Genomic DNA, 25,991 nt, shown 5'->3' with positions numbered 1-25,991 from the left:
AGCCAGGACGATGGGCGCGCTCGAGGTTTTCACGATTGGCGGGGGCGAATACATCGTCAACGTCCTGAATGCGGTCGCAGCATGGTGCGGGGGCGGAGGCTACCGCTCCATGCTGCAGGTCGTCATGGTGATGGGGCTCACCTACTCGCTATTCGTCGTCGCCTTCTCGCTGGATTGGCGGGCTTGGTTTAACTGGTTCCTCCAGTCGACCCTCATCTACATGATGCTGATGGTGCCGACCGTGACGATCAAGGTCACGGACCGGATCAATCCGGGGCTGGCGCCGGCCGTGGTCGACAACGTGCCTCTGGGCCTCGGTGTCATGGCGTCGTTTACCAGCCAGGCAGGCGACTGGCTGACTCGATCGGCCGAGACAGTTTTCGTCATGCCGAACGCGCTCGCGCTCTCGACCAACGGGATGATCTACGGCGCGCGGTTGATGGATAAGGCTCGCACCTTCGAGCTGACGAACAGCGTGTTCCGCGCAAACATCGACGAGCACCTGAAGCAATGCACGTTCTATGACGTACTACTCGGCTTCAAGTCGATGAACCAGCTTACGAAGTCCAATAAACTCTGGGAAGACATCGGTCCTGGTTCGCCGGCGCGTAGCCAGCGTTGGATTACGTCAACTGGCCCCGACACGACGGAGAACTCGATTATCCCGTGCAACGAGGCCTACTCGCGGATGAACAACCAGTGGAAGGCCGAGTACGACAACGATATTCCCTGGTTTAGCAAGAGCGCCTACCCCGGCGTGGCCGATGACATCGCGGCGGAGCGCCTGAAGAACGATCTGCCGATCGTCGCGGCTCAGATGCACGGCTCGAGCAGCGACGCGTATGGCTATTTGCGGCAGGTTTCGATGATCGACGCCTTCCTTGCGGCGCGGGAGAGCTTCTCCGAGGCCGGGTGGGATGCCTATGCGGCGCAGCGCGCTGACGCCCAGGCAAAGAACACCTATACCTCGATCGCGCAGCAGGCGATGACATGGGTCCCGCTGCTCGGCATCGTCCTCACCGTCGTCTTCTACGCCATGTTCCCGGTGCTCTTTCCGCTCTTTCTGTTTCCGCGCACCGGAGTGCAGACGCTAAAGGGCTACGCGACCGGCTTCTTCTACCTCGCCTCGTGGGGGCCGCTCTACGTCATCCTGCACATGTTCGTCATGAGCAGGGCGGCGAGCCTGTATCATGCTGTCTCCCCTAACGGGCCAAGCCTCCTTGTGGTCGACGGCATGGCGAGCGTGAACGAGTCCATCACGACTTTGGCCGGCTTTTTAATGATGAGCGTGCCGTTCATCGCCGGCGGCATGGCGCGCGGCGCCATGGCGATCGCGGGACACGCGACGTCGATGCTTCAGCCCGCACAGAGCGCTGCCGAGCAGGCCGCGACCGAGCGGACGACCGGCAATTACTCGTACGGCAACACCTCGTTTCAAAACCTCACGGCTGGAAACACTCAGGCCAACAAGTTTGACGATCAGCCGAAGTTCAACTCCGGCTATGCCTCTAGCTCCTTCACGAATGCCGATGGCGGCGTGACGTATGGCTTCTCCGACGGGTCGAACTCGTTCGACACATCCCAGGGTATATCTCGCCTCGGCTTCCAACCCACGCGAACGGCCGGTTTCGACAGTCAGATGAGCCGCGCTCTTTCGGACGGGCAGTCCCACACCGAATCGTTGCGTAACTCGGCATCCCAATCGTGGAACGCGACAGCGACAACAGCTACCGATCTGCTTACCGCCTCGGAGCACCGCCGCGGCAGCTCGACCGAAACGGGCTCGGGCTTCAATAACAGCGTAGCAAAGATGACGGATGCGTCGCGCAGCCTTGCCACTGGCCTTAGCCATCGCTTCGGCTTGAGCGAAGCTGATGCTCAACAGGTCGCTCGTGCTTCACAGACCTCGGGGGAGGCCAGCGCTGGTATTGAGGCTCTTAAGAAGCTTTGGGGTGTCACCGGAAGAGCCGGCCTGAGCGGAAAACTAGCTTCGACAGCAATCGAGAACACTAACCGCAATGTCTCGGCAGACAATGCCTACGGCGAGCTAAACGAGTATCTAAATAGAGAAACTAACACGATACAGGCTCGAGCAGCCCGTGACGATTTCTTCCGAGAGACTAGCACTAGCGGTGACAGCGAAGTGCGATCGCTTTCCCAAAAGCTGGGGGTTAGTGTCGGCGAGTCGCGGTCCGCTTCTCTTGAAGCCACTCGCGCCGAGGAGACCTTTCAGCGCGTCAGCAACGACGTCCGCGAAGCGTCCTCGAGAGGCTGGTCGCTCAGCCGAAACGAAACGCAAGAGTTCGTCACATACGCGCAGGAGCGGCTTCTGCAGGACGACAACCTATCACAGTCGGGCTGGACGCCCGGCATGGTCATGCCGCGCACTCCACAGCAGGAGCAGGTTCGCGATATCCTCTTGAGCGACTTCATGGACCGGCGGGTATCGGCAGTGCGTGAGGAGCTTGGTGTCAACGTCCCTGATCGACTGAGCAACAACCTGCATGGACCCGCGTCGACCACCGCGGCGGGTGTTCAGCAGTGGGGAGGACGCCGAGCTGGTGGCGTTGCCGCGCAAGGACCAGAGGTCTCAGTCCGTGATAGCTCTCGTGACCACGATCTCGCCGGTGAGGTGTCTGACGCAATACCGAATGCGTCCGCGCGGATCACTCGCGGCGCCTTCGATGTTGGGAACCAGGTCGATGACGCCAGAGGGACCGCTGGGCGACTTGGCGATCATGTTCGTGAGCGGAACGATGCGTGGATCCCGACGACGCTGCCGGGCGTCGAGGGCGCCCGTGATTGGGCGCGCGACACGCTGGGCGTGGGCCAGGGGACGAGCCACGTTTATGAACTACCGCGGGGTGAGCGCGCGATCCTACCGATTTCGGGCCGGCTGAGCTCGAACATGGGAGGACGGATTGATCCGGTGACGGGGCAGCCGGGTCACCATCATCGTGGGGTGGATATCGCTGCTGCGGCTGGCACCCAGATCCGAGCGCCCGCATCTGGCCGGGTCATGAAGAACGAGTTTCAAGAAGGCGGGGCCGGAAACTACCTCGTGCTACAGCACAGCGATGGATCGCAGAGCAAGTACTTCCACATGCAGGACCGTTCGGCCTTTCCAGTCGGAAGCAGTATCGAAGCGGGCTCTGTTCTAGGTCGGGTCGGGACCACAGGTAGGTCGACCGGTCCTCATCTCCATTACGAGCTATGGAAGGATGGCGCCCCGGTCGATCCTAAGAAATATCAGCTCAAGAACGGCCGGGAATGATGAAACAGGCGACCAGCATGAACACTAGAATGGCCACGAAGAACGCTTTTGCGTACCTGTTGTCTTCGACCTCGGCGTGCTCGGCCGTCACGGGGCGAGGTGCATCGTAAAGTGCCTCGCGTCCCACATGTGTCATTTGATCATACACGTTGTTCGGATTGAGGTAGCCGTTATTAGTTGAAGCCGAGCTTGGATCTCGCCAGTCCATCTGGCCAGTATCATGGTTCAACATGGCCGCTCCTCCTGCACCCAATCGGCCCATGCGGACACGATTTACGCTTGCAAAGCGTAGCAGACCAGATTGAACTAGGCGAGGAGTTTCCCGCGTTTGTTCTTCTCGACGCTACAGGGAGCGCGATGACGGTGAACGAGGCAGATAAGGACCCTCGCATCGCCGCCCGATACGAGGAGCTGTTGGCGGTGCACCTCGGCTTCTACGAGGCGCTACGGCTGCGCGAACGGCGACCGAGAAGCGCTGCCCAGCGGCAGTTTCAGGATGTTGCCTGGGGAAAAGCCGAACCGGTCAGCGATCACGAAAAAGCTTACGTCTGGTGTCACTGTTCATGTCAATTGAGACTCTTTGCAACCAATTGAGACCAGTCTCACCTTGGTTGGATTTCGTAGATTGGCGAAAATTGTGTAAGCCAATGTAGTAGAATGGAAAATAAGACCTCGTCCCGAAAGAGGCAGGAGAACTGACAACCGACAACGTGGATGACCTTCTGACGAAGGGAATCAGACGGTCTCAGCCTCATCGTCCGTATATTGGCAGATTACCTGATGGGTCGGATTGCCGGTGGAAGGACGTTCAACGATAATAGTCTGGTTTTTTAGCGTAGATGGGAGAAGCTGAGAGCCGATCTGCGCAGCACCAGTTATGCCTCCAGCTTGGATTAAACCGAATAAATCCGTAGTCAGATTGTGCTCGCGATCGTTCCGCGCCAAACGGGGATCTAAATGTTGCAAATTGGTTCGAGGCGACGCTACCCACGTCGTGAAGTCAAGATGGACATCTCTCACTTAAGGCAGCACGGGGCGGCTGTGATCGAGAGGAGTCGGATGGATCGGATCATCGTAACTCGGGGCGGAAAGCCGATCCTTGTATTGATGCAATGGGAGGCGTTCCGTGCGCTCAAACAGCGGGCAGGTGAGAATGTCCGGACATTTCGGTCAACGCACTTTTTCCGAGCCGAAAGGCGCCAAAGCGCGACTTGGCGTCAAAGTGCTGCAAGATATTAGCGACCTGGTCCTCGTCGATAAGATCGACGAACTATATCTGAAAATGAACCATTTGGTCGGAGTGTGCTAGAGCGGCGAAAAGGCGCGACGGTCGCGGCTTTCGAACGGTTCGAACGGTCTCGAACGGTCGTGTCCCGGGTGGTGGTGTAGCTCAGCGGTAGTGAAGCTGACCGGCCGCGCGCTATCATCCAGCGCTGTAGCGGCCGGTCAGGTTCACGGGTGGCCATCGAAGATCTTCGGATAGGTTTGGGTTGCAAGACTCAACCAAAGGAGACCTTCGATGACCGACGATACGATGAACCTGCAGGCGCTGATGGGAAAGAGCGCGGATGCAGATTTCCTACGCGAAATGATTGGCTTTGCCGCGCAGCGGCTGATGGACCTGGAGGTCGGCAACCTGACCGGCGCGGGATATGGCGAGAAGAGCAGTGACCGGCTTGCCCAACGTAACGGTTACCGCGAGCGGGACTGGGAGACGCGGGCCGGCACGGTCGAATTGCGCATCCCCAAGCTGAGGACGGGCAGCTACTTTCTCGCCTTCCTGGAGCCCCGGCGCCTTTCCGAGAAAGCGCTGACCGCGGTCGTCCAGGAGGCGTACATCCAAGGCATCTCGACCCGTTCGGTCGACGACCTGGTGAAGGCCATGGGTATGAGCGGCATCTCAAAGAGCCAGGTGAGCCGGCTTTGCGAGGAGATCGATGTCCGCGTGAAAGCGTTTCTTGACCGGCCTATCGAGGGCGACTGGCCGTACGTGTGGATCGACGCGACGTACCTGAAAGTGCGTCAGGCTGGCCGGATCGTCTCGGTCGCGGTCACCATCGCGGTCGGCGTGAACAGTGACGGCAGGCGCGAGGTGCTCGGCATGGCGATCGGTGCGTCGGAGGCCGAGACGTTCTGGACGGACTTCCTCCGCGGCCTCGCACGGCGGGGCCTACGCGGCGTGAAGCTCATCATCTCGGATGCCCACGAGGGCATCAAAGCTGCCGTATCGCGGGTGTTCAGCGCAACGTGGCAACGGTGCCGCGTGCATTTCGCGCGTAACGCCACGGCCCATGCCGGCAAGAGCGGGCGGCGCGTCGTCTCGGCCTTCATTGCCACCGCTTACGCACAGGAGACGCCGGAGGCCGCCAAGGGGCAATGGCGCAAGGTCGCCGACCAGCTCAGACCCAGCGTTCCTAAACTCGCAAAGCTGATGGATACGGCGGAGGAGGACGTGCTCGCCTACATGTCGTTCCCGCCGCAGCATCGCACCAAGCTACATTCGACCAATCCGCTCGAACGCCTCAACGGCGAGATCAAGCGGCGCACCAATGTCGTCGGAATCTTCCCCAACGAGGATGCCATTACCCGTCTCGTCGGTGCCATCCTGCTCGAGCAAAACGATGAGTGGGCGGTTCAGCGGGGACGCTACATGACACTGGAAAGCGTCACGCAATTGAGCGATGATCCCACGGTCACGTTGTCGTCCATGGCGGCGTGATCGACCCGGCTATGCCCGGAGATCAAGGCGGCTACGCCGCTGAAGCTACACCACGCGGTGGGACACGATCTTTCGAACCATGCGCGGTTGCTAGGTCAGGTAGCTAAGGGCATACCCAATCGCTGAACTCCAACGGCCATAATGGTAAAGAGCCATGACACTTTCCATTTCTCAGCAGGTTCGCAATAGAGATCTGATCGATGACGCTTTCGCAAAAAGCGAAGGGAACTGCTACTTTTGTAAATATAAGATTGATCGTAGTGTCGTGGGGTTATTGCATTGGCATCATATTGAGGGGCCGAAACTGGGCGAGATTAGAAAAATGTTCACTAAAGCTAGCCCTACGAAGCTCGAGCAGGAGTTGAAAAAGTGTGTGCCTGCCCACCGAGAATGTCATAACAAACATCATAAGAACTCGGGGGCCGCTGCAGCTGAGCTGGCCTGCTAAGCCTCGCTCCACAGCGAAGGCATCCAGAGCTCCACGTGCGCGTGACGCGTCCTGTTCGGAGGTGGAGGCGCAGAGGTAGGCTCGAATGAACATGCTGTGGTCTTCGATACATGATGCTTGTTTATCCAGTCCTTTTTAAGTTGTCGAATGGCGTATAAAGCACCAGCCGCTTGCTGGTCCTCTCAAGGTATACCCTATCGGTATCAGGTACTGCGCCTCGATTGCACGATCGTACAATCTACGCAAAAGGGGGGGCATCGGGCCACTGCACTCAGCGGCACCACCGAGCGATCAAGGAGGGAATCATCCGCGACGATTTCACACCGGCGGTCAAGTTGCTGATGGCGCAGCGGGCCGGCTATATCTGCTCGCATCCGCTTTGCCAGCAGTTGACGATCGGGCCCTCAGAAGATCGCGGGACGAAGCTGACCAATGTCGGCGAGGCCGCGCATATCACCGCGGCATCGCCGGGAGGTCCACGGTATGACGTCAAGCTGACGAAGACCGAGCGCCAGGCAGAGGCCAACGGCATTTGGTTGTGCCGGGTTCACGCCAAGCAAGTCGACGATAACGCCAGCAAAGAGACGGTCGATGAACTAAGACGGTGGAAGGTGTCGCACGAGGATTGGGTCTATCGGCGCGTCGCCGCTGCGGATAGCTTGGTTCAACACGGCATCACCGACTTGGCGATCGAGAATATCGGCCCTTTTCGATCTCGGGCTGCCGTCAAGTTCGGACGCCATAACATCGTCTTTGGTCTCAACAACTCGGGCAAGTCCACCTTCTGCGAGTGTCTCGCGGCCTTGTCGGGAGGTCGTAACCTCGCCGCGCTCGAGAAGCGGTGGGGGCTTTTTAAGTCTGCTTCGCAAGCAGGCGTCATCGAAGCTGCAGCGTCGATTAAGGGGGCACGCACTTCGGTGAGGTTGAGCGAGGAACTGGTTGAGCTGAAGCGCTTGCCGCAGCGCCGCCCACAACGGTTACAGGTCGAAGTCGATGGCAACGTGTCGGCGAGTTGGCCGCAGACACTGTTCAATGTCGTCTATGTCGACAATCAGGCCTATCGGCCGAGCGACCTGAAAGATCCGTTCCGCCGCGATCTGCGCGCCTTGGCGCCGCAGCTTGCCCTCAGCGAGGCACAACTGTGGGACGCGCTTCGTGAACCACTTTTCTGCAGCACTACATTCGGATCGCGAGTCCGTCGGACGGGCGCCTATAGCGTCGAGGTGCAGGTGGCCGGCTCTTCCCATTTTCTGCCGACCGAGAATCTGGGCGGAGCAGAATATACCTTCACGATTCTCGATATCGCGTTGCGGGTGATGCGTTCCGACCCACGACCGGTGCCATGGATGCTTGTCATCGATTCCAGCATGTTCCTGCGCCTCGACGCCGACAATCAGCGACGTGTGCTCGACGGTGTCCAGGCGCTCGATGAGCCCCCCATCCAGACCTTGGTGTGCCTCAACAGCGAGCAGGAAGCCGTTGAATTGTCTTCCGCCACGACTGAGCGGTGGGTTGGTTCCTCGACTGCCGGTCGTCTAACGCTGCATGCCTTCCGTTAGGTGTAGTCAGATCGGACCCGCCAACGCGTGCTAGGTGAGGGGGCTCGCCACGGCTTAGTTGTAGCCTAACGGTGCAATAACAGTCTACCGTGAGGCGCTAAACAGCGGCGATTATGCACGGTTATCAACACTCGACGGAAGAGCCGAACCTGCCGTAAACGTGGGCCAACGTCACCCGGATCAGAGGACTGCCCTGTGACATTTGCCAACGATCCTCTCGGCAAGGCCGCGCGCGGCCTCACGCCATTCGACATCGGTGGGGTCGGGCGGGCAGCGGCGGGCGATACGCTCGGCACGACGTCGGCCGCTTTCGCGGCGCAGAAGAACATTGCAGAGCAGGTGCGGCTAGCGACCGGCGGATTTGGGCTGCACGAGACTGCCACAGACCGCATGTTTCGCCAGCTGACGGGCGGATCAATCGTTGATCGGGCGATGCGTGACGCGATCAGCGGCAACTTGGCTAGTGAAATGGCGAAACTCTATCTCAAGCCGAGCGCGACCGAGCTTGCCATCACCAAGGCGTACGCCGAGGCTACTGGCCTGATCGGTGGATCGACGCGCTCGCTGATTAATCAGGGCGGCCTCGATCAGGGCGGTGCGCTCGCTGCTGCGCGAAAAGCAGCAGCAGGGTCAGTCCAAGGTTTCATCGAAACCGACAAAGTCGCCGCGCTGGCTAGCCGGTCGATTGGATTGAGCGCCGCGGAGACAGCATTGGCGCTAGGGCGGACCCGCTTCGCCGGCGCCGAGTTGGCCTCTTCCGTAATGGGGCTGCGCTCGACCTATGACGAACGCTACGATCGCATCCTGCGCGACATCGCAGGAGTTGGCTCGCTCGGCTCGATCGCTGCCGGGCTTACCACCCGGCACGACGAGACTACGGCAGCGGCGTCTCGCCTGTTCGGCGACGTCGCCGAACGCATTGAACGAGGCCTCGCCGAGGCAACGGGAACGGCGCTGCGCGCGGCGCATGCCGATCTTTTCCCACCGGTTCGGGCAGCGACGCGCAGCGAGATTGAGATGGTCATCGAGCGGACGAGTGGCTGGACCGCGCTGTCGCCCTACCCCAACTGGCTCACCCGGGTGCAAGGGGGTGTAGGCAATCTCGGTTCGGCTTGGGTGCGTGAGGATCGTCCGGACTTGTCGCTCGACGCCATGACGCGCTTCGCGCACCTAGGCGGCGTCGTTGCAAACCTCGATCCCCGCGAAGCGGCGGTGACGGCCGAGCTGCGCGCGCGGTTCGGTGACTATCGCGGTGAAGAGCCCGGCGACATCGGGTCCGAAGATCCGCTGCTACGCGTTGCTGATCAATACGATCGCGGCTTCGACCCCACGCTATCATCCCTCCCGACACAGATTGTGATGGCGATGCTCGAACCATTCGGGTTGCGGTTTGAGCCCGGCGCGTCCGACGACGGTTTCGAGGTCGACGACCTCGTCGGCCGGATGCTGCGCCGTCTCGAACGACGACTGATGGCGTTCGTGCAGGGGACGCTCGAGACGGCTTATGGTGACGAGTGGATCATGCAGGTGCCGGGCGATTACCGCGGCCAGATGCGCCGTCGACGCCGAAAGGATGAGGAAGAGGGGAGGCAGCCTTCGCACCTTATCGCCTATGCCGACTTCGATTGGTGGGCGACGATCATCGGTCATGGTGAGAACTGGGGCCTCTTCGCCGCTAAGTTCGGCTCGCTCGACGCGCTCAAGGAGACGATGGCGCGTATCAAGCCGATCCGGCATGCCGCCTCGCACCCGCGTGTCCTCGCGCTTGAGGACCTGATCATGCTGTCGGCCGATGGCCGGAGGTTATTGCGCTGGATCGGACGCGAGCATTGAGCCTCCGGACAGCCACGGCCGGGCAACTCGAGCAAGCGGTGTCGACGACGTCCGATGGAACGCCATCGGTCGCATCCTCGACCTCTACTCGCTCCAGGAGTGCGCCAACTACTTCGCAGCCTGCGGCTACGATGCAGACTGATCGAAAAGCGCTCTAGCTGGGTCGGAACGACCGCACGACGCTTGAAGATGGCCCAATAGTTTCGAGCACATAGTCACTGCCACGTGCGCGCCGGCTGAGCTTCAGCGTTCCCGGACTGGCAGGAGTGACCGCGAGCTCGAAACCAGCAGCGTCGATCCACGCGACACCCCCCTCGCGGAGGACAGGCATAACGGCGTACCGCCCGCGCTGGCCGTTGGTACCGGTCAGGTTCGCGGCAAATCGGGTGACGGCAGTGGACGCCGTAGCAGTGCGCGGCAGCGTCTCCTGCCACTCGAGAAAACGCTGCGGATCGATGTGGTCGTCAGGCGCGGGGGCGGGGTTCACCGACCGCAGCCATTGCTCGAATGCAGGGCGTCGGCCTGACGCCTCCTCCCGCGTCTTGGCAAGCCCTTGTGAGAGCGAGAAGGCGACAAGGGGATCATGGGTGCCCCACCGGAGCAGCTCACGCGCCCAGAAGCCGAACCAGGGAAGGCCGGTCGTTTCTTTCCAGTCGCTCAGCGTCGGGATCGTCAAAACGTCCGCTGCTCCGCTCGACCAGGCCTGCGCCACGACCGCGCCGAGTGCCATGCCCAGACGATATTCGATATTGTCCGCTACGAAGCGTTGCCAGGCCCGCAGCTGCTCAGCTGGGGGCGGGGCAATGGCCGGTTCGTTCAGCCACCAGCCGAGGACGTCGTTCCATCGTTCGAGCAGACCTTCATCGGTGTCGGTCCGCCGCACGCGAAAACCGTATCCCCGGTCCTGTTCTATCAATCCGCCAATCCGCTCGAAGACGTCGATGCGTTGCGCCGGGCTGAGGATGCCATAGTCAACCGCAGCTACGATCTCAGCATGGATCGAAGGTGCGATCGCGGCGAACCGCCGCCCGATCACGGGCGTAAAGCCGAACTGGTAAAGGCGGCTGCGCTCTGCGCGATCAGGATAAAGCTGCGTAACGATCCCGACACCACGTCGAATGAATGCTTGTTCGAGCCATGCTTCCTGCGCGCTTGCCGCAGCACTGAAGGTTCGTTGCCAGACGCTGACAAGATGCGCTTCGACGGAAGCACGAGGCATATCGCCGTCGCTGAATTGCTGGAACTCCTCGATCATGGCGAGAGCTAGGCCGTCGATCTCATCCATGGCGTCAGCCAGGCGTGCCAGCGGATCCACCGCTCCGGTACCCGCGGCGCCGCTCACAGTGACCGGAGCGGTTACCTCAAGCCAGTTCAGGAAGTCGTCGGGCGACACTCCGAGCAACCGGAAAGCGCGATCCCAGATCAGCTCCAGCAGCATAACCAACGGCGATGGCACCGCATCGGCGTCGCGCTCCTCGATCACGAGCGCGTCGCGCAGCCGCTCATAGTCCGCGCTCAGGTCGGCGAGTTGCCGGCGCTGGGTCCGCTGCGATCCCGCCGCAGTGGTGGAGATCTGGCTTGGAAGTGCGACGAGCGTCAGGCCTTCGATCCCTCGTGAGGCACCTGGGCGTCCCGCTCGCCCGGCAAGATTACGAAACTCCGCGGTCGCAAGCGGGGCAATGATCGGCTGCTCGGCGACGGGATCCCACGAGCGCCGCTTCAGCGAAGTCAGGAAGATCAGATCGAACGGAAGGTTGACCCCTTCTGTCAGCGTCGCGGTGGCAACCGTGATAGGACAGATACGCTGGTCGATCATCTCGACCATCAGTCGACGCAATCGCTGCGGCATCTGTCCGTGACTGGTGGCGATCCCCCGATCGAGCAGGAACAGCTCGAAGCTGTCGTTGCCGCAATAATCGAGGCAGGCTGCGCGCGCCTCATCGAACCGCACACGCTGCGTGCCTTCTGGTGGCTGGAATTGAAGGATCGCTCGCCAAGGGGCAAGCTCGAGCGCTTCCTTGTACCAGCGCATGGTCTGCTCGGGCTCTTGCGCCACCGAGATAAGGATCCGCTGATCTTCCTCGACGAGGTGCAGCGCTGTCCACAACACGCTTAGCGTATTGAAGCGGTTGAGGCTGTTGCGCCACGATGACGGCAGCTGTGGCATGGGAGCGACGCGCAGCGGCAGGTATACCGGATCGTCCTGCCCCCGCAGATAAAGCGGACGACCGTTCATTAGGTCGAGCAGCACCCGCCCTGCGCGATTGGGTGCCGTTTCGAGGACGCCGATCACTTGCCGCGTACTGCGATACCGAACGCCGACCGCCTGGGCATCAGGGCGTCCCTCGATCCACCGCGCCACCGGCTGAGCCGCGCCCCCGGCAACCGCGGTCAGCGCGATGCGCGCGATGTCGGGCTGTTTCGCGACGATCCGCGCGACCAATGCCTCCAGCCGGATCGATCGATTGCTGTGCTCGGCGAAGCTGACCCGCGTGGAGTCACTCGCGTCGGGCACAACCTGATGCGCCTCATCGAGGATGAGGAGCTTGAGCCGCGCCAACAAAAGTGGGCCGAGATAGCGCATCAGCGCGTCGGCCTTCTCGACCGTGGCGATCAGTACGACGGGCCGCTCGGTGGTTAGCCAAGCGTCGGTGACGCCCCAGTCAGACCCTCCATAAAGACCGGTGATCAGGCATTCACGGCCGAGCTCGGACGTCAGTTTGGCTTCGACCTCGTTGGCGAGCGCCCGAGATGGCACGATGTAGAGTGCCAGCGGACCGATCATTGAAGGCTCGGCGCGCAGCAGCAGCTCCTTAACGATCGCCAGGTTGGCAACGAGCGTCTTTCCCGAGCCGGTTGGCGTACACAGCGCAAAGGAATCGTCCTGCAACAAGCGTTCGAGGCCGTGTAGTTGCGAGGTCCACAAGATGCCGCGGCCGCGGCTGAACTGGTCGCGCGCATAGGCGCTGAGTGTGTCGAGCCGCTCAGGACGCAAGGTGGCGAGCGCACGTAGCGGCTTGTAGATGGAGGCGGTGGCGTAGCGATCAGCGACGTCGCGAATGAGCGAGAGGACAAGTGCCGCGTCGTCGCTGAAGGTGCGGGCCGCCATCTCATCGAGCGCGTGCAGCTTGGCGAGCGCTCGCTCGAGGCGCACATCGTCGCCGCGACGCAGGCAGTCCGCGACGAGTCCCACGCATCGGACAAGCTCGATGGTGAAGTACCAGGTGACACGGTCACCATCCTCATGCTCGGCCTCGTTCAGGGCAGCGGCGAGCAAAGTGCCTTGGTCCGCACCGGTGAGATGGGGATGGTCACTCCAGAAATCGGCAGCCTGCGCCATCACCGCGTTGAAGTCGGCCCGCAGGAACGCTGCCAGAAGTCGAACGCCATTCTGGTCCGAGGTGACCTGGGCAAGCAGCCCGGCCGCCATCGCAGGCAGGCCACCGAGCTGGTACGCGCCAGCCGCCAGAAGTTCGATCGGCACTACCGTGCGCAAGCCATCGTCGGCGCGCGCGAGCCACTCGAGCAACTCACCCGTCCGACGATAGCAGTCGATCGCGCCGGGTGAGGACGGCCCATCAAGCGTACGAAAGATGTGGGCGGCATGAAGCAGCCGACGTGCATCGCTGAGCTGACCTTCCGACTCCTCAGATGCCCACTGGATCGTCGGAACTTGCCAGGTTGCCTGGAGGCAGCGCACGAAGGCGCGTGCTTGCGGTCGCGTCAGCGCGTTTTCGATCGCAAGACGATCGCGCACTTGCTCGGCCACCAGCCGTCGCTCTTCGTCAGCCACGGCTCAGGCCTTCCACAGGGACGAGTAGAGGCCGTCGATCAGTGCCTCACCGCCGTCGAGAATAAGCTCAACGACTTGGAGGTCGTGCCCAGACTGATACTCGGCGGGTGGTTGCTCCCACGGCACCAGCACGCTGAGCTTCTTGCGCTTCTTGGCAGCGTTGCCGGCTATGACAACGAGGTTGGTGCGGGCAAGCGTTGGCGTTGCCGCGGTGATGGCAGCGTCCATCGAAGCGATTGCACTCGCGTGATTGATCGGGTCACGCAGCTCAAGCAGGCGTTGCAACTGGCGAAGTCCCTTTGGCACGACGCTGTCACGGTTGACCTCGAACCAAATGCCCTGCCCATTGTGGATCTTCTCACCCGTTGTGGGGCAGGTGGCGTTCTTCTCGCCGTGGAGCAAAGCGGCTACTGCGGAGTCGGTCAGTGAGGCACGCCATTTGGCCTCACCGACGATTACGCGGATGACGCGGCCGGTCGCGTCGAGCCGGATGCCGACAAAATCGGAGCCGAATCGCCCGAACACCTGCCGCTTGCGGCTCGGATCGTACCGTAGATCCCACAGATAGCTTTCAACATCGGCGTGAAAGCGGAAGAGGAAGATCGGCACCGACCAGGGATGCTCGCCGACCAGCTCGTCAGCGTAGGCTTGTGTGACGAGGCCTGCGATTACCTCGCCGAACAGGCCGCGGCGCGCTACAATAGGCAGGCAATCAGGATAGCAGGCGTGAGCGCCGGAAGCGGTGGCATCGGGATGGAGGTCGATCCCGACCTGCTGATGGAAATGTTCGCGGGCATCGAGGTGGGCGGATTCGAAATACGGCTTCAATGCATCGATCAGTGCCTGATCGATGGGTTGAATCTGTTCGAGCAGGAGATGCCCGTAACGATCCTCGACCGTGCCATAGGCATCAAGCCATGCCTGAAGTGCAGAAAGAGGGGGCGGTTCGGTGTGCACGCGTGGAGCCTAGCGGATGATGACGACCTTGATAGCGGTTTCGCCTGCGACGTCTTTCCACGCACGATCAGCGGTATAGGCGCTGACGCCGAGGCGGCGCGCCAGCGCAAGGCAGAAGCGATCACCGAGCGACAGGCCGGCGTTGGCGGTTGCGGCCCGTAAGCTTCCAGCTTCCCATGCCAAGCTGTCGTCGGCGGGTACGACGGTGTAGGGCAAGGCACCGAGCATCATACGCACATCGTCCAAGGGCGCGCCAAGATGGACGAAGTGGCTGATGACCTCGGCCTGGTTGATCGCGCAGACCGACGCGTCGGCGATCACGCCGGCGACCTTGCTCGCGCCGCGCTCACCCTTCAGCAACGCAAGGATCGCCGAGGCATCGAGGACGACATGGGTCATTCGCCGCTGTCCTGGTGCCGTGACGCCAGAAAGTCATCAACAGACACGCCAGGCTGTTGCGCGTACCGTTTGGCAATCGCCTGCGCCTTGGCCACCGCCTGCCCAACCGTCCGAAGGATAACGCCATCAGGCGTTTCCTCGATCAGAACCACGCCGCCCTCTTCAAGTCCCAGACGCTTGCGAATGCCTACCGGTAGGCTCATGCGCCCATTGGGTGTGATGTTGACCTGCAGCGTCATGTGACAGCATCCGAGAAAGGTGGTATTAAAGGCGATATATGGCATAATGGTTCGCAAGAGGCGAGGGGTATGCCTATGCCGCCGTCAGATCCACTGGCCACAATAGTTACTAGCGATAAATTGTATTCCTGCTACTACGAGCCGTGCTCAAAATTGCGGTCGTGACGGAGGCGAAACGGTGATTGTCGATATTCCGACACCCGGCGAATTTCACACTGCCGGCGTCAACCAGCTCTATCTCGCGTGGAAGATCACCATCGGCGCGCAGCAGGCGCTGACGAGGATAGGCGCTGCGGCCGACGACCAAGAGGCGGCCGACGACTATTGGCGCAGCGTCCAGCCTGAACTGGCCAACGCCTACAGCCTGATCCAGCAGGCGATGGAAATGGCGCTGAAGGGGCGGATCGCCGCGGTGTCGCCCTTTCTGCTCCTTGGCAATCCCGCGGACTGGCCGGGGAAGGGGGCGACGGAGCCGCTGTCCTTCGGCGAATTGCCGACGCTAGATGCGTCCAAGCTCGTGAAGGTCCACAACCTCCTGATTGACCCGCCGCTGGACGCGGCCTTCGCAACCTTCTGGGAGACGGTCCGGCGCGATCGCAACCGGATCATGCATTCAACCTCGCGCACGACCTTCACTGCAGGCGCGGTGGTGCTCGCCATTCTCCGCGCTGCCAAGACACTGTTCGCGGACATGCCTTGGCCTGATCGCCTGCTCGCCCAGGAGGCAGGGCAGAAGTACGCGATCTTTGGGATGGACGATCACGTCTACAGTGAGGTCGTCGGCGAGATCGGTTGCGCCATCGCGCTGCTAACGCCGGCCGACGCACTGGAGCTCTTCGACTTCGATCGGCGACGGCATGCGTATGTCTGTCCGCAATGCCTTGCCAACTCCGAGCGGGATTTCGCGGCAGGCCTTCCCAAGCTCGCCCAGTTTTCAAACAAAGACGCAGGCGAGACGGCGTTGCGCTGCATCTTTTGCGAAACGGTCAGCATGGTCGACCGCCACGATTGCGAATATCCGGACTGTCCCGGCAACGTCATCACTCGCAACCTATGCCTGACCTGCCTCCGGGAGCAGGACGAGCAATTCGCCCTGACCCCCGCGTTCCTGATCCGAGCACCCGACGACCTACATGATTATGAGTTCGTCGTCGGGCGGGAAAGCGGAGGGCGACGGGATGAATATCGGAGCCATCGCGAGCGCGCCGCGGACGATGAAGATGCGATCGCCTACGGGCGGCGTATGCTGGACGCCGCCCACTTACGGGTCTGGCAAACGGTTTCGATCTTCCAGCGCGAGGGATGCTCTGTCCTGCTGGAGCCGGAGACCTGTCGCCCGATCGGACATTGGGCGCGGGAAGACGGCGGATTGCTCTGGCATGCCGGCATCCTCGCCTACAACTACGCCGCCCATGGACCGGTCTGATGACGAACGCTGGTCCCGCGACGGATAAGGCCCCCAGCGAAGACGGTGGAGCGCCGCCCGCATCTAACGCCGTCGCCCCGCTCGCGCTGACACCCTTCAGCTCCGTGCCGCTGATCGAGCGCATCACGGCCGACGACGAGGCGCGGGTTGCATCGTATGTGGCGCGGGCATCGGCCGCGTCAACGGTCCGCGCCTATCGCTCCGACTGGCGGCTCTTCACAGACTGGTGCGCAGCGCGCGGCTATCAACCGCTGCCGGCCACCCCCGAGGTGACGGCCGCCTATCTCGCCGAGATCGCTGACGTCGGCACGACGTTCTCCGCGGGGCGTCCGCTCTCCAAGGCATCGATCGAGCGTCGCCTCGCAGCGATCGTGTTCGCCCATCGCGCGGCCGGGCTCGAACCGCCGACGACGCAAACCGGTGCCGCCACGCTGAGCGCCATGATGCGTGGTATTCGCAATGCCAAGCGCTCGGTCCGGCGCGCCACCAAGCGACCCGCCGACGCCGACGTCCTGCGTGACATCGTGCGCGGGATCACCGGCGATACGATGCTGGACCTACGCGATCGCGCTTTACTCACGATGGGCATGATGGGCGCGTTCCGCCGATCCGAGTTGGTGCGGATCCGGGTCGAGGATATCGCTCCGCATCCGCGCGGGCTGTCGATCACCATCCCGTTCTCCAAGGGCGATCAGGCGGGCGCGGGGCAATCGGTCGCCATTCTGGAAGGACGCCGCATCGAACCGGTGCGTCACCTGCGGGCTTGGATCGAGGCCGCCGAGATCACCGCAGGAGCGGTGTTCCGTCGGCTGACCCCGCACGGCCGGGTCACCGATGCGGCGCTGAGCGAGCAGTCGGTGGCATTGGTGGTCAAGAAGCGCGCCGCAGCGGTGGGCTACGACCCGGCGCTGTTCGCGGGTCACAGCCTGCGCGCCGGCTTTCTCACCGAGGCGGGGCGCACGGGAGCGACGCTGTTCAAGATGCAGGAACACAGCCGGCACAAGTCGATCGAGATGCTCAGCACCTATGTCCGGGACGAGGAAGCTTTCCGCAACCATGCTGCGGAAGGGTTTGCATGATGGCGTGTGGGAGCACAATGCGGACAAGCATCAGGGCTTGAAAATGACTGTCACATCACCGGTAATAGGGCCGCAGGCCGGTTGTTATAAGACGAACAGCGGTTAACGATATATCAGTGCGACTTCGCGAAGGCTTTGATGCTTTCCACCATCGCCTCAACGACGCGCTCGAATTGCTCGGGGTTGCGGACCGAGCCCTTCAAGTCATCGGGCCACTGCGGATTAGCATCTGTCCACTTCATCAGGTCAAACGCCGCGATCCCGCGATACTGGATGACAAAATTGCTGATTTTAGCCGGGACGCGAGCGAGGACAAACTTAGCGTTGGCGGGCTTGGCGCGCGCTAGGATCACCACGGCGCGGGAGAAGCCTTGCAGGTCGTCCTCGCCCGCAAGCTCGGTCATGAGATCTAGAACGGCACCAGAGGGGGTGTTGTAGGCCGCCGATCCGTGTTCGGCGATGGCTTGGGCAATGCGTACTTCGGTGTGTAAGCTCACTTTCGGAACCTCCTTGCTGAGTCCGTCAAGCGCTTCGGCCTTAGCTCGGCGGTCGGAAGCCATGTTTCGGATCTCTACCGCGTCTTTTTCGCTCGGAACCCAGACGCGGACCTCTTGCCAGCCTTCGAGTAAACGAGCGTCGCGTTGATTTTTGACACGTTGAGTCACTGTGCGATCAACCATCGTGATCTCCGTACTGTCGTAACAGTCGTAACAGTCGTAATATGGCGCGTAACGGCAGTACGTTCAAGGTCCTCCTTCTGGACGCTGCTCGCTCCGGGAAAAGAGCGAAGCGGCCATGCGATGCTGGAGGGTGTTGGAGACCAGCTCGTGTAGGAGCGCGATCATCGTGACATGCGGGTTGGCGGTCGCAGGCTCCGTCGATCTTAATCGGTGCAGAAAAGCTCGAGTTCTGGTAGCGATACATGCAAGGACAGGGACGGAGCAAGTCACAGGGGCGGGGGTCTATGCGTATCAAGTTCGTCGAAATTTCCAATTTTAGGAAGCTCAAATCCACCCATCTCGACTTCGATCGAAGAACGACGATTCTGGTCGGTGCAAACAATAGCGGTAAGACGTCTGCGATGGTGGCGCTGCGATACTTCCTTTTGGCGCCCAACCGCTTGGCCCTTCGAGACGTCACAATCGCGAACTGGACGCGGATTGACGCCGTCGGCACGGCTTGGGAGAAAGGTGCGCCTGCGGCCGATGAGCTCAACGACCTCCTCCCTTGCCTAGATGTCTGGCTCGACGTGCCGATCACTGAAATTCAGCATGTGGTTCACATCTTGCCCACTCTCGAATGGAACGGAGGCCTGATCGGTGTCCGGCTAAAATACGAGTTGGATTCCCTCGATCGCTTGAAGGCTGACTATTTGTTGAATCGGGAAGCCGCGGTGAAAGTCGCAACACCGGGGGGCGGTAGCGAACCGATTACTATCTGGCCTGAGCGACTGACCGATTTCCTCGAACGCAAGCTTCGCGCCCATGTGCAATTGAGCGCCTATCCTCTCGACCCTGCGGCCGTGGTCCCGCCGAAGAATGGCTCGGCGGCACCTCAGGCGCTCCCGGCTGGGGCCTTTCCGTTGGAGAAGAACCCGTTCCGGCATCTCATCAAAATTGACGAGATCGCTGCGCAGCGGGATTTCTCAGATGCCAGCGAGCGTGCAGCCGACGAAGAGGGGGGCAGTGATGTCACCCCGCGTCGGTTCAAGCGGCGGCTCTCGGACCAGCTTCGTGGCTATTACGATCGCCACCTCGACCCGGCGAAGACGCCTTCCGCCGAGGACTATGACGCGCTCGGCGCGATCCAACTTGCCGAGCGCAACTTCGACAAACGTCTGGAAGCCGGTTTTTCGGCGGCTTTCGACGAGCTGGAGGAGCTCGGCTATCCCGGCGTCAACAACCCAAAGCTCAAGATCACAACCCAGCTGCGCGCCATAGATGGGCTCAAGCACGGGTCGGCCGTGCAGTATCAGGTCGCGGAACCGGGGGCGGACGGGCTCAGTGCCCTGCGCCTCCCCGAAGATTACGCTGGCCTTGGCTATCAGAACCTGATCGCCATGGTTTTCATGTTAATGAGTTATCGAGATGACTGGATGCGCGTCGGGAAGGCAATGAGCGACGTCGATGCGGCGTCTCTTCCGAAAATTGCGCCCTTGCATCTCGTGTTGGTCGAAGAGCCGGAGGCCCACCTCCATGCCCAAGTTCAACAGGTCTTCATCAACAAGGCGTACACCTTGCTGCGCAAACGTCCCGAGTTGGGCGATAAGACGCAGTATCACACCCAATTGGTGGTCAGCACCCATTCCAGCCACGTGGCCCATGAGGCCGACTTTGCTAGCCTTCGGTATTTCCGGCGCCGGCCCGCTGGCGCGAAAGGCGAGACCCCGACGACCACGGTCGCCAATCTTTCTTATGTCTTTGGCGGCGTCGATGAGACCCAACGGTTCGTCAAACGCTATCTGAAGGCCACCCACTGCGACCTGTTCTTCGCCGACGGCATCATCTTCGTCGAGGGCCAGGCCGAACGGATTCTGGTGCCGCACTTCATCCGTCATCACTTCCCCGCGCTGTCCCGTCGCTACGTGACTCTCCTCGATCTCGGCGGCAGCCATGCTCACAGCTTTAAGCAACTGGTGGACGAGCTCGGGCTGACGACCTTGATCGTTGCCGATCTGGACGCAACGCACGCCGTGAAAGTGCCGCTGGCAGCGGGGGGCGAAGCAATTCGCTGGAAATCGACGAAGCCGCAGATCGGCGCCGATCAGAAGACTGCCAATCCGGTGCTCAAGACGTGGCATCCGGGTAAGGAACTGATCGACGATTTGGCCGCCCTCAAGGACGACGCGCTCGAATGTCCGACCTGCGAGGGCTACGAGTTGCGCGTCGCGTTTCAGCAACCGCTACCGCCCGTGGAGGGGGACAAAACCGCAACGAAGATCATTCCGCGGACCTTTGAGGATGCTCTCGTCTTGCAGAACATTGAGGCGGTCAAATCCGTCGAAGGGTCGCCGACGAGCAAGCGCATCCGCGCGCTTGTTGACGAAAAGTTGGGTGGGGAGGCGCTGGCGGACGAGCTGTTTGAATTGCTGAAGACGGCCGAGAAGGCCGCATTCGCTCTCGACTGCCTCATGCACGAGGACGCCACTGCGATCCGGCCACCGCTCTATATCGAGAAAGGCCTGGCCTGGTTCGAAAAGGCGATCGCCAAAGACATCGCCCTTAGCGAGCCGGTGGCATGACGATGACGCCGATCGAGTTGGGCCCCGCTAACACCGACGATGACGTTGATGACATCATCCGGACCTGTCTCAACCCGGCAGCGCCGCGCAGTTTCTTCGTCTACGCCGGTGCCGGGTCGGGCAAGACGAGATCTCTCAAACGCGCCCTGGAAGGTTTTCGCGCCCAATACGGCGACGCCTATCGACGGGCGGGCTCGAGGATTGCGGTGATCACCTACACGCGCGCCGCCGCCCAAGAAATCACGGACCGACTTGGCGAGGACCCGCTTTTTCCGGTCTCGACGATCCACAGTTTCTGCTGGACGCTGATCGGCCCCCATCAGACCGACATCCGCGTCTGGCTCCTGAAAACATTGCCCGTCACGCTGGCGGAAATCGTCGAGAAGCAAGCCAAAGGTCGCGCTGGTCAAGCTTCGATCGATCGCGATCGGGCCATGAAGGCGATCGAGCGTCGCCTAGAGTACCTTAGCGTTCCGCGAACCTTTACCTACAATCCTAACGGCGACAATTTCGGCGCGGACTCCCTTTCTCACGCCGAGGTGCTCGCGATTGCGGCCGCATTCATCACTACCAAGCCGGCGATGCAGGCGGTCGTGGTCAATAGCTATCCCTTCCTGCTGATTGATGAGAGCCAAGACACGACGAAGGGGCTGATCGCGGCGCTGTTCTACCTTGCCGAGGTTCAAGGCGCGCGCTTTGCTCTGGGTCTGCTGGGCGACACGATGCAGCGAATCTACGGGGATGGCCAAGCTGATCTCGGCACGGTGGTTCCCGATGGCTGGGCGAGCCCCGTGAAACGGATGAACCATCGCTCTGGCCGGCGCATCGTGCAATTAGGCAATGCGATACGGGCTGGAGCCGATGGCCAAACCCAATTTGCACGCGACGACAGCATTGAGGGCGTCGTTCGGTTCTTCGTCGCCCGGTCCGACACATCCGACAAACCCGCGCTGGAGCGCCGAATCCATGCGCGGATGAGGACCGTCTGCGCTGACGACGGTTGGGACGGGCCGGCTGAAGACGTGAAGACGCTCACCCTCGAACATCATATGGCGGCCTCGCGTCGGGGGTTTGCAAGCATGTTCAGCGCGCTGGATGTCGATAAGAGCCTCTCGACCGGACTACGGCAAGGGAGCCTACCGGGCTTGCGTCTGTTCAGCGAGCGGGTGGCGCCGTTGTTCGCCGCGTCTGACGCGGGCGAGGATTTCGCCATCATGAATTTGCTCCGCGAAGCGTCCCCTCTCGTGAAGACGAAGGCGTTGGCAGAGAGCGAAAACTCCGCCGACCCGTTACGGGCGCCCCGCGCCGCAGTGACTGCCCTGCTAAAGTTGCGCCGGTCAAACCCCGACATGACGTTCTTGGACATTCTTCAGTGCGTCGCGGAGCATAGTCTTTTCGAGATTCCCGCCAGCCTAGCGCCCTTTCTCGAGCGAGATGCCCCGGCAACGGAGACTGACGATGTCGCCCAAGCCGAGGATGAAGCGGTCGAGGAAGGTGCGGACAGTGAATCGCCGGTCATTAAGGGCCTTGAGGCTTGGCGCGCCTTTCTGAGCCAGCCCTACCGACAGATCGTACCCTTCGTAGAATATGTCGCCGACCAAGGCCCTTACGGTACTCATCAAGGTGTGAAAGGCCTGGAGTTCGAGCGCGTCCTAGTGATCATGGACGACACCGACGCCAAGGGCTTCCTGTTCTCGTACGAAAAACTGTTCGGAACCAAGCCGCTCTCGGGGACCGATCTTAAGCGCGCCGCCGCCGGCGAGGAGACCGGCGCCGATCGGACTCGACGGTTGCTTTATGTCACCGCCACGCGAGCCGAAAAGAGCTTGGCGCTGGTGGGCTACACCGATGATCCGGCAGTGCTGGCCATCTCCGTGGTCAAGAACGGTTGGTTTTCGGCAGATGAGGTTGAGGTGATCGTGTAGGTCTGCGGCATGTGCCAGCTGCTCTAGTATGTTAAGCAAGGTCATCGACGCGATCTTTTGAGCGCCTGCGATTTTACATCGGTTCGTCATCGACCGGCTGTTCTAGCGGTGGCAGCACCCAGCCGTCGGACTGGAGGAAGTTGAGAACGTCTTCGTATTTATCAGCACGCCGCACGCGGCGAACGTGTTGGCAGAAACGATTGCGCGCGTCAGGGGTCGGCCGATCAGCGGGTACCGCGTTCCGGAGCACACCGAGCAGAAGCGTATCCGTTTCCGCTGCATCCCAGTTCTGCCCGTTGTCAATGACGGCATCTAGAAGTTGGTCAAGCTGTTGGCTGTTAAGACGGCCGGCGAACGGCGTGATGAGAACGCTGAAGTTCACTTCTGATCCGCGCCAGCTACCAGAACCTTGATACTCATCAACTGCCCGAGGCCATAGGTCGGCGAGCGGCTGAGAGGCGATTGCGGCGGCCAGATTTTCCCGATTGAGGCCGGCGATCAGCGGCAGCAGCGCGACGCGGAATTGTGGGACGGTCACGCCTGCAAGGATGCGGTAGTCGGCGAGGGCCGCGGGGTCGGCGTTGTCGATGGTCGCTTGCAGGGCCGTCCGCGTTGGCTCCTGAAGCTCTGGCCAGAAATCCGGAAAAGCGGCGATGAACGCGATGGCGCGAGGGCGGTTCGCCGGCTCGAGGTTGTCCATCAGCCTGACGATCGCCATGGAGATATCTGGCCAGGCCTCAGCAGCGCGTTCGCGCACCGTGACCAGCGAGGGGATAATCTTGCGATGGAGCGGCTCCCATTGCGCGGGTACGCCCTTGAGAAGGGATTTTGCCAGCACCGTGCCGAAGTTGCGGACGTTCTGGGCGCGGACGCGCGCCAAGTAACGCTGGTCGACATAGTCCATAATACGTTCGTATTCCGTCGGAAAGCCCGGCGACTGCACGTCAACGTCGTAAAGGTCGAAGATCGCTTTGCCCTGTAAGGGCTCCTGAGAAAGCACGAGATCGACCGCATTGACGAGGTGAAGCCGCACTAGCTCTGGCGATGGCGCGAACAAATCCGCCTCGGCCGAGAAGGCCGGGTGCGCGCAAAGATGTCTGTCTTCGCGCAGGCGCTCCAGATGCGTTCGGGCGATGCGATTGACTACCTGGGTGTTGGCCGTTGCGTCTCCGAGGATGCCCCGTTCGAGCTGAAGCAGCTTGGGGATGTCGCCAGTGACGGTCGCGTTATCCCACGCTTGAAGGAAAGCCGTCGCGGCCGCATCGCCCATAGCGCTCAACTCGCGATACTTGGCTATCAGGTCGTAGACCAGGGCAACCCAGGCTGAGGTGAGTGCGCCACGCAACGCGCCGGCCTTGTAGGCCTTCACCGCATCAAGAAAATACACCTTCGACTGCGGATGCCGAATTTGAGTGAGGAGAATGTCGAGATCAACAAACCCAGTGTCCACGGTTTAAGCCCCTCAAATGATACGTCGTTCCGCGCCGAGCGGGATGATCCAACCGCCAGCGCGATCTGGCCGCGCGAATTCATCGGGGCTCACTTTTGCTGCCAGGCGACCGCGAATGGCATCCGCTTCCCCGTCGATTGCCGCACGGATTAGATCCCGGTCTACTCCGACGAAAACCGGGCGAAGGTTGAGCCGGGCCAGAGCCTCCTGATCAATAGTACTAGCGACCGCGTCGGTAATCGGGCCGGCCCGCGTGACAATCCCGCCCACCATGCCGCCGATATCCTGGCTCTTTTCCATTTGTCCTATCGTCGCACTGTCGAGGATGGTGCGTGCGCGAGCGGCCGCGTCCCGGAGTGGTCGCGGAAACGTTTGGCGTGTCAGAGCGCGTAGTGCCTGAGCGAGTTCTGTATGGCCGAGAGGTTCGATCATATTGGCGACATGCAGACGAAGCAGCCCGATGAACGGAGCGTCCTTGTTTTGCGGATCGATGGGATCGCCCTTGTCGATGGGATCGCGAACCGACAGGTGAGCATCAGCGGGACTGGAATTGGCCACGCCCCACCGGCTTGCGATCGCGATCCGCTTCACGGTGACTTTTTGGCCTTGGACGGTCACGTCAATGCGCCCGGCTTGCGTCCAGGCGCGCGCGAGTGCTTTCGCCGGTCCGCCCGGGTCGTGACAGCCCTTTGCTTCCGCGATCGTTAGTAAGCTGAGATCGGATTTGCATGCGATCCAGTCGGGGAGATCGCCTCGGGCAAGGCGCTTGATCCTGACCTGCTTGCGACGGTCGAGATCGATCATGTGGTTGCCGAGATGGGCGAAGATGGAGAGATCGAAATATCGCTCGAGATAGGCGCGGGCGACGAATCGTCCGAAAAGGCCCGACAACGCGACCTTCACTTCGCGCGCCTGGCCCAGCGGTTGTCTGAAAATGAAGGATGTGCCCGCTCCGGTCGGCGTGAGCAGGGCATCCAGAATCGACCATGCGCCATAGGCTGCGCCCGGCGTCTGAAGCACTTCGCGGATGCCGGCGTCTTCAATTTCAGAAACGTCCAGCGCGATGGTCGCGCCCGGGGACGGGTCAAGTGAAGGCGGCGTGAAGCTGTAGATGAAGGTTCGGGTCATAGCGCCAGCGCCCGCTTGAGATCATCGCGCTCGAAGGCGCTGGCCATCCGGGTGATTTCGCCGGAGCGGGCGCCGGCCGCCTTGGCGGTGGCACGCCACGTTGCGGTCACGGTCGCGACCTCTTTGATGATTGCGCGGGCCTGCTGCAGTGTGAGGCCGAAGAACTCCGAAGCCGCCTCAAGCAGGCCGAGTGAGCACGTGCCCTCATCGAGGTCGATGTTCGTCGTCAGCACCCGCGCCTTGAGGTCGATGGGCACAGGGTTGAGGTCGTAGGCGGGGGAAAGAGACCATCCCGCCGCGCCGAGCCAAAGGAAGCCATGGTTGCGCAGGTGATCGTCGACATTGGGAATCAGTACGTTGAAGGCGACGCGCCGATAGACAGCACGTAGTCCTCCTTGCCAGCGCGAATTTCGACGCGGCAGCGTTGAGCATCACCGTGCTTGCGGCGCTCTAGCGCCGTGAACTGCTTCTGCAGGTCATCAACATTGCAGGCCATAGATTGAAGCTGCGGTTAAAACCCA

The 25,991-nt window shown here is 61.5% G+C and carries 17 protein-coding genes and 1 pseudogene; 9 read left to right on the top strand and 9 right to left on the bottom strand.

Annotated features, from left to right (window positions below; translation table 11 throughout):
* The first annotated feature begins 10 nt into the window (after positions 1–10).
* On the top strand, positions 11–3,274 hold the full coding sequence (locus E2E30_RS19515; protein WP_133192326.1) for a conjugal transfer protein TraG N-terminal domain-containing protein: 3,264 nt from the start codon (positions 11–13) through the stop codon (positions 3,272–3,274).
* On the opposite strand, the gene E2E30_RS19510 is transcribed toward E2E30_RS19515, so the two are convergent.
* Positions 3,255–3,506 (bottom strand): hypothetical protein, encoded by a 252-nt coding sequence (locus E2E30_RS19510; protein ID WP_133192325.1) that lies wholly within the window; start codon positions 3,504–3,506, stop codon positions 3,255–3,257. The two genes, E2E30_RS19515 and E2E30_RS19510, sit on opposite strands and share 20 nt — an antisense overlap.
* Before the next feature lie 125 nt (positions 3,507–3,631).
* Between E2E30_RS19510 and E2E30_RS19505 the strand changes: the two genes are divergently transcribed.
* The 4 genes from E2E30_RS19505 (at position 3,632) to E2E30_RS19485 (ending at position 9,833) form a co-directional block, all read left to right on the top strand.
* Complete coding sequence (locus E2E30_RS19505; protein WP_240699133.1) at positions 3,632–3,868, top strand: hypothetical protein; 237 nt, start codon at positions 3,632–3,634, stop codon at positions 3,866–3,868.
* Positions 3,869–4,793: 925 nt separating this feature from the next.
* Positions 4,794–5,993 carry an IS256 family transposase gene (locus tag E2E30_RS19500; protein WP_133192324.1) on the top strand — a complete coding sequence of 400 codons (1,200 nt, stop codon included), beginning with the start codon at positions 4,794–4,796 and terminating at the stop codon, positions 5,991–5,993.
* 669 nt (positions 5,994–6,662) lie between these two features.
* Positions 6,663–8,000 carry an ATP-binding protein gene (locus E2E30_RS19490; RefSeq protein ID WP_133192323.1) on the top strand — a complete coding sequence of 446 codons (1,338 nt, stop codon included), beginning with the start codon at positions 6,663–6,665 and terminating at the stop codon, positions 7,998–8,000.
* A gap of 390 nt (positions 8,001–8,390) precedes the next feature.
* Positions 8,391–9,833, top strand: a complete 1,443-nt coding sequence (locus tag E2E30_RS19485) for a Swt1 family HEPN domain-containing protein (RefSeq protein WP_133192322.1) — start codon at positions 8,391–8,393, stop codon at positions 9,831–9,833.
* A 154-nt stretch (positions 9,834–9,987) separates the two neighbouring features.
* On the opposite strand, the gene E2E30_RS19480 is transcribed toward E2E30_RS19485, so the two are convergent.
* From E2E30_RS19480 to E2E30_RS19465, 4 genes are read right to left on the bottom strand one after another with little or no spacing between them, the layout of a single operon-like run.
* Positions 9,988–13,626 carry a DEAD/DEAH box helicase gene (locus E2E30_RS19480; RefSeq protein ID WP_133192321.1) on the bottom strand — a complete coding sequence of 1,213 codons (3,639 nt, stop codon included), beginning with the start codon at positions 13,624–13,626 and terminating at the stop codon, positions 9,988–9,990.
* Positions 13,627–13,629: 3 nt separating this feature from the next.
* Positions 13,630–14,583 (bottom strand): aminotransferase, encoded by a 954-nt coding sequence (locus tag E2E30_RS19475; protein ID WP_133192320.1) that lies wholly within the window; start codon positions 14,581–14,583, stop codon positions 13,630–13,632.
* Between the two features lie 9 nt (positions 14,584–14,592).
* Positions 14,593–14,982: a type II toxin-antitoxin system VapC family toxin gene (locus E2E30_RS19470; RefSeq protein ID WP_133192319.1), complete on the bottom strand. Its 390-nt coding sequence runs from the start codon at positions 14,980–14,982 to the stop codon at positions 14,593–14,595.
* Positions 14,979–15,221, bottom strand: a complete 243-nt coding sequence (locus E2E30_RS19465) for an AbrB/MazE/SpoVT family DNA-binding domain-containing protein (RefSeq protein ID WP_133192318.1) — start codon at positions 15,219–15,221, stop codon at positions 14,979–14,981. Before E2E30_RS19465 ends, E2E30_RS19470 begins: the two co-directional genes overlap by 4 nt.
* Before the next feature lie 178 nt (positions 15,222–15,399).
* On the opposite strand from E2E30_RS19465, the gene E2E30_RS19460 reads away from it, so the two are divergent.
* Positions 15,400–16,647, top strand: coding sequence for a hypothetical protein (locus tag E2E30_RS19460; RefSeq protein WP_133192317.1), 1,248 nt, complete (start codon positions 15,400–15,402; stop codon positions 16,645–16,647).
* Positions 16,647–17,726, top strand: coding sequence for a tyrosine-type recombinase/integrase (locus E2E30_RS19455; protein ID WP_133192316.1), 1,080 nt, complete (start codon positions 16,647–16,649; stop codon positions 17,724–17,726). Before E2E30_RS19460 ends, E2E30_RS19455 begins: the two co-directional genes overlap by 1 nt.
* Positions 17,727–17,839: 113 nt before the next feature.
* Here E2E30_RS19455 and E2E30_RS19450 read toward each other — a convergent pair whose 3' ends face one another.
* Positions 17,840–18,406 (bottom strand): hypothetical protein, encoded by a 567-nt coding sequence (locus E2E30_RS19450; protein WP_133192315.1) that lies wholly within the window; start codon positions 18,404–18,406, stop codon positions 17,840–17,842.
* A 284-nt stretch (positions 18,407–18,690) separates the two neighbouring features.
* Here E2E30_RS19450 and E2E30_RS19445 point away from each other — a divergent pair, with 284 nt between their 5' ends.
* A complete protein-coding gene (locus E2E30_RS19445; RefSeq protein ID WP_133192314.1) occupies positions 18,691–20,967 on the top strand; it encodes an ATP-dependent nuclease in 2,277 nt (758 codons plus the stop codon).
* Positions 20,964–22,892, top strand: a complete 1,929-nt coding sequence (locus tag E2E30_RS19440) for a UvrD-helicase domain-containing protein (protein ID WP_133192313.1) — start codon at positions 20,964–20,966, stop codon at positions 22,890–22,892. Before E2E30_RS19445 ends, E2E30_RS19440 begins: the two co-directional genes overlap by 4 nt.
* Before the next feature lie 73 nt (positions 22,893–22,965).
* Here the strand turns inward: E2E30_RS19440 and E2E30_RS19435 are convergent, their stop codons facing one another.
* The 3 genes and pseudogenes from E2E30_RS19435 to E2E30_RS19425 form a co-directional block, all read right to left on the bottom strand.
* Positions 22,966–24,342 (bottom strand): hypothetical protein, encoded by a 1,377-nt coding sequence (locus tag E2E30_RS19435; protein ID WP_133192312.1) that lies wholly within the window; start codon positions 24,340–24,342, stop codon positions 22,966–22,968.
* A gap of 12 nt (positions 24,343–24,354) precedes the next feature.
* Positions 24,355–25,470, bottom strand: a complete 1,116-nt coding sequence (locus tag E2E30_RS19430) for a hypothetical protein (protein WP_133192311.1) — start codon at positions 25,468–25,470, stop codon at positions 24,355–24,357.
* Positions 25,467–25,853 (bottom strand): annotated as a pseudogene (locus tag E2E30_RS19425) (HipA domain-containing protein); the annotation flags it as partial. The pseudogene E2E30_RS19425 and the gene E2E30_RS19430, both read right to left, overlap by 4 nt.
* Positions 25,854–25,991: the final 138 nt, after the last annotated feature.

It is taken from the genome of Sphingomonas sp. AAP5, assembly GCF_004354345.1.
GTDB lineage: Bacteria > Pseudomonadota > Alphaproteobacteria > Sphingomonadales > Sphingomonadaceae > Sphingomonas > Sphingomonas glacialis.
The sequence above is the reverse complement of the archived record's forward strand: the minus strand, read 5'-3'. Positions and strand labels throughout refer to the sequence as shown.

Coding starts and splice junctions, on each gene's coding strand:
- E2E30_RS19465 (WP_133192318.1), bottom strand. CDS start 15,221: ATGACGCTGCAGGTCAACATCACACCCAATGGGCGCATGAGCCTACCG.
- E2E30_RS19450 (WP_133192315.1), bottom strand. CDS start 18,406: ATGGTTGATCGCACAGTGACTCAACGTGTCAAAAATCAACGCGACGCT.
- E2E30_RS19445 (WP_133192314.1), top strand. CDS start 18,691: ATGCGTATCAAGTTCGTCGAAATTTCCAATTTTAGGAAGCTCAAATCC.
- E2E30_RS19505 (WP_240699133.1), top strand. CDS start 3,632: ATGACGGTGAACGAGGCAGATAAGGACCCTCGCATCGCCGCCCGATAC.
- E2E30_RS19515 (WP_133192326.1), top strand. CDS start 11: ATGGGCGCGCTCGAGGTTTTCACGATTGGCGGGGGCGAATACATCGTC.
- E2E30_RS19485 (WP_133192322.1), top strand. CDS start 8,391: ATGTTTCGCCAGCTGACGGGCGGATCAATCGTTGATCGGGCGATGCGT.
- E2E30_RS19500 (WP_133192324.1), top strand. CDS start 4,794: ATGACCGACGATACGATGAACCTGCAGGCGCTGATGGGAAAGAGCGCG.
- E2E30_RS19455 (WP_133192316.1), top strand. CDS start 16,647: ATGACGAACGCTGGTCCCGCGACGGATAAGGCCCCCAGCGAAGACGGT.
- E2E30_RS19510 (WP_133192325.1), bottom strand. CDS start 3,506: ATGTTGAACCATGATACTGGCCAGATGGACTGGCGAGATCCAAGCTCG.
- E2E30_RS19470 (WP_133192319.1), bottom strand. CDS start 14,982: ATGACCCATGTCGTCCTCGATGCCTCGGCGATCCTTGCGTTGCTGAAG.
- E2E30_RS19440 (WP_133192313.1), top strand. CDS start 20,964: ATGACGATGACGCCGATCGAGTTGGGCCCCGCTAACACCGACGATGAC.
- E2E30_RS19430 (WP_133192311.1), bottom strand. CDS start 25,470: ATGACCCGAACCTTCATCTACAGCTTCACGCCGCCTTCACTTGACCCG.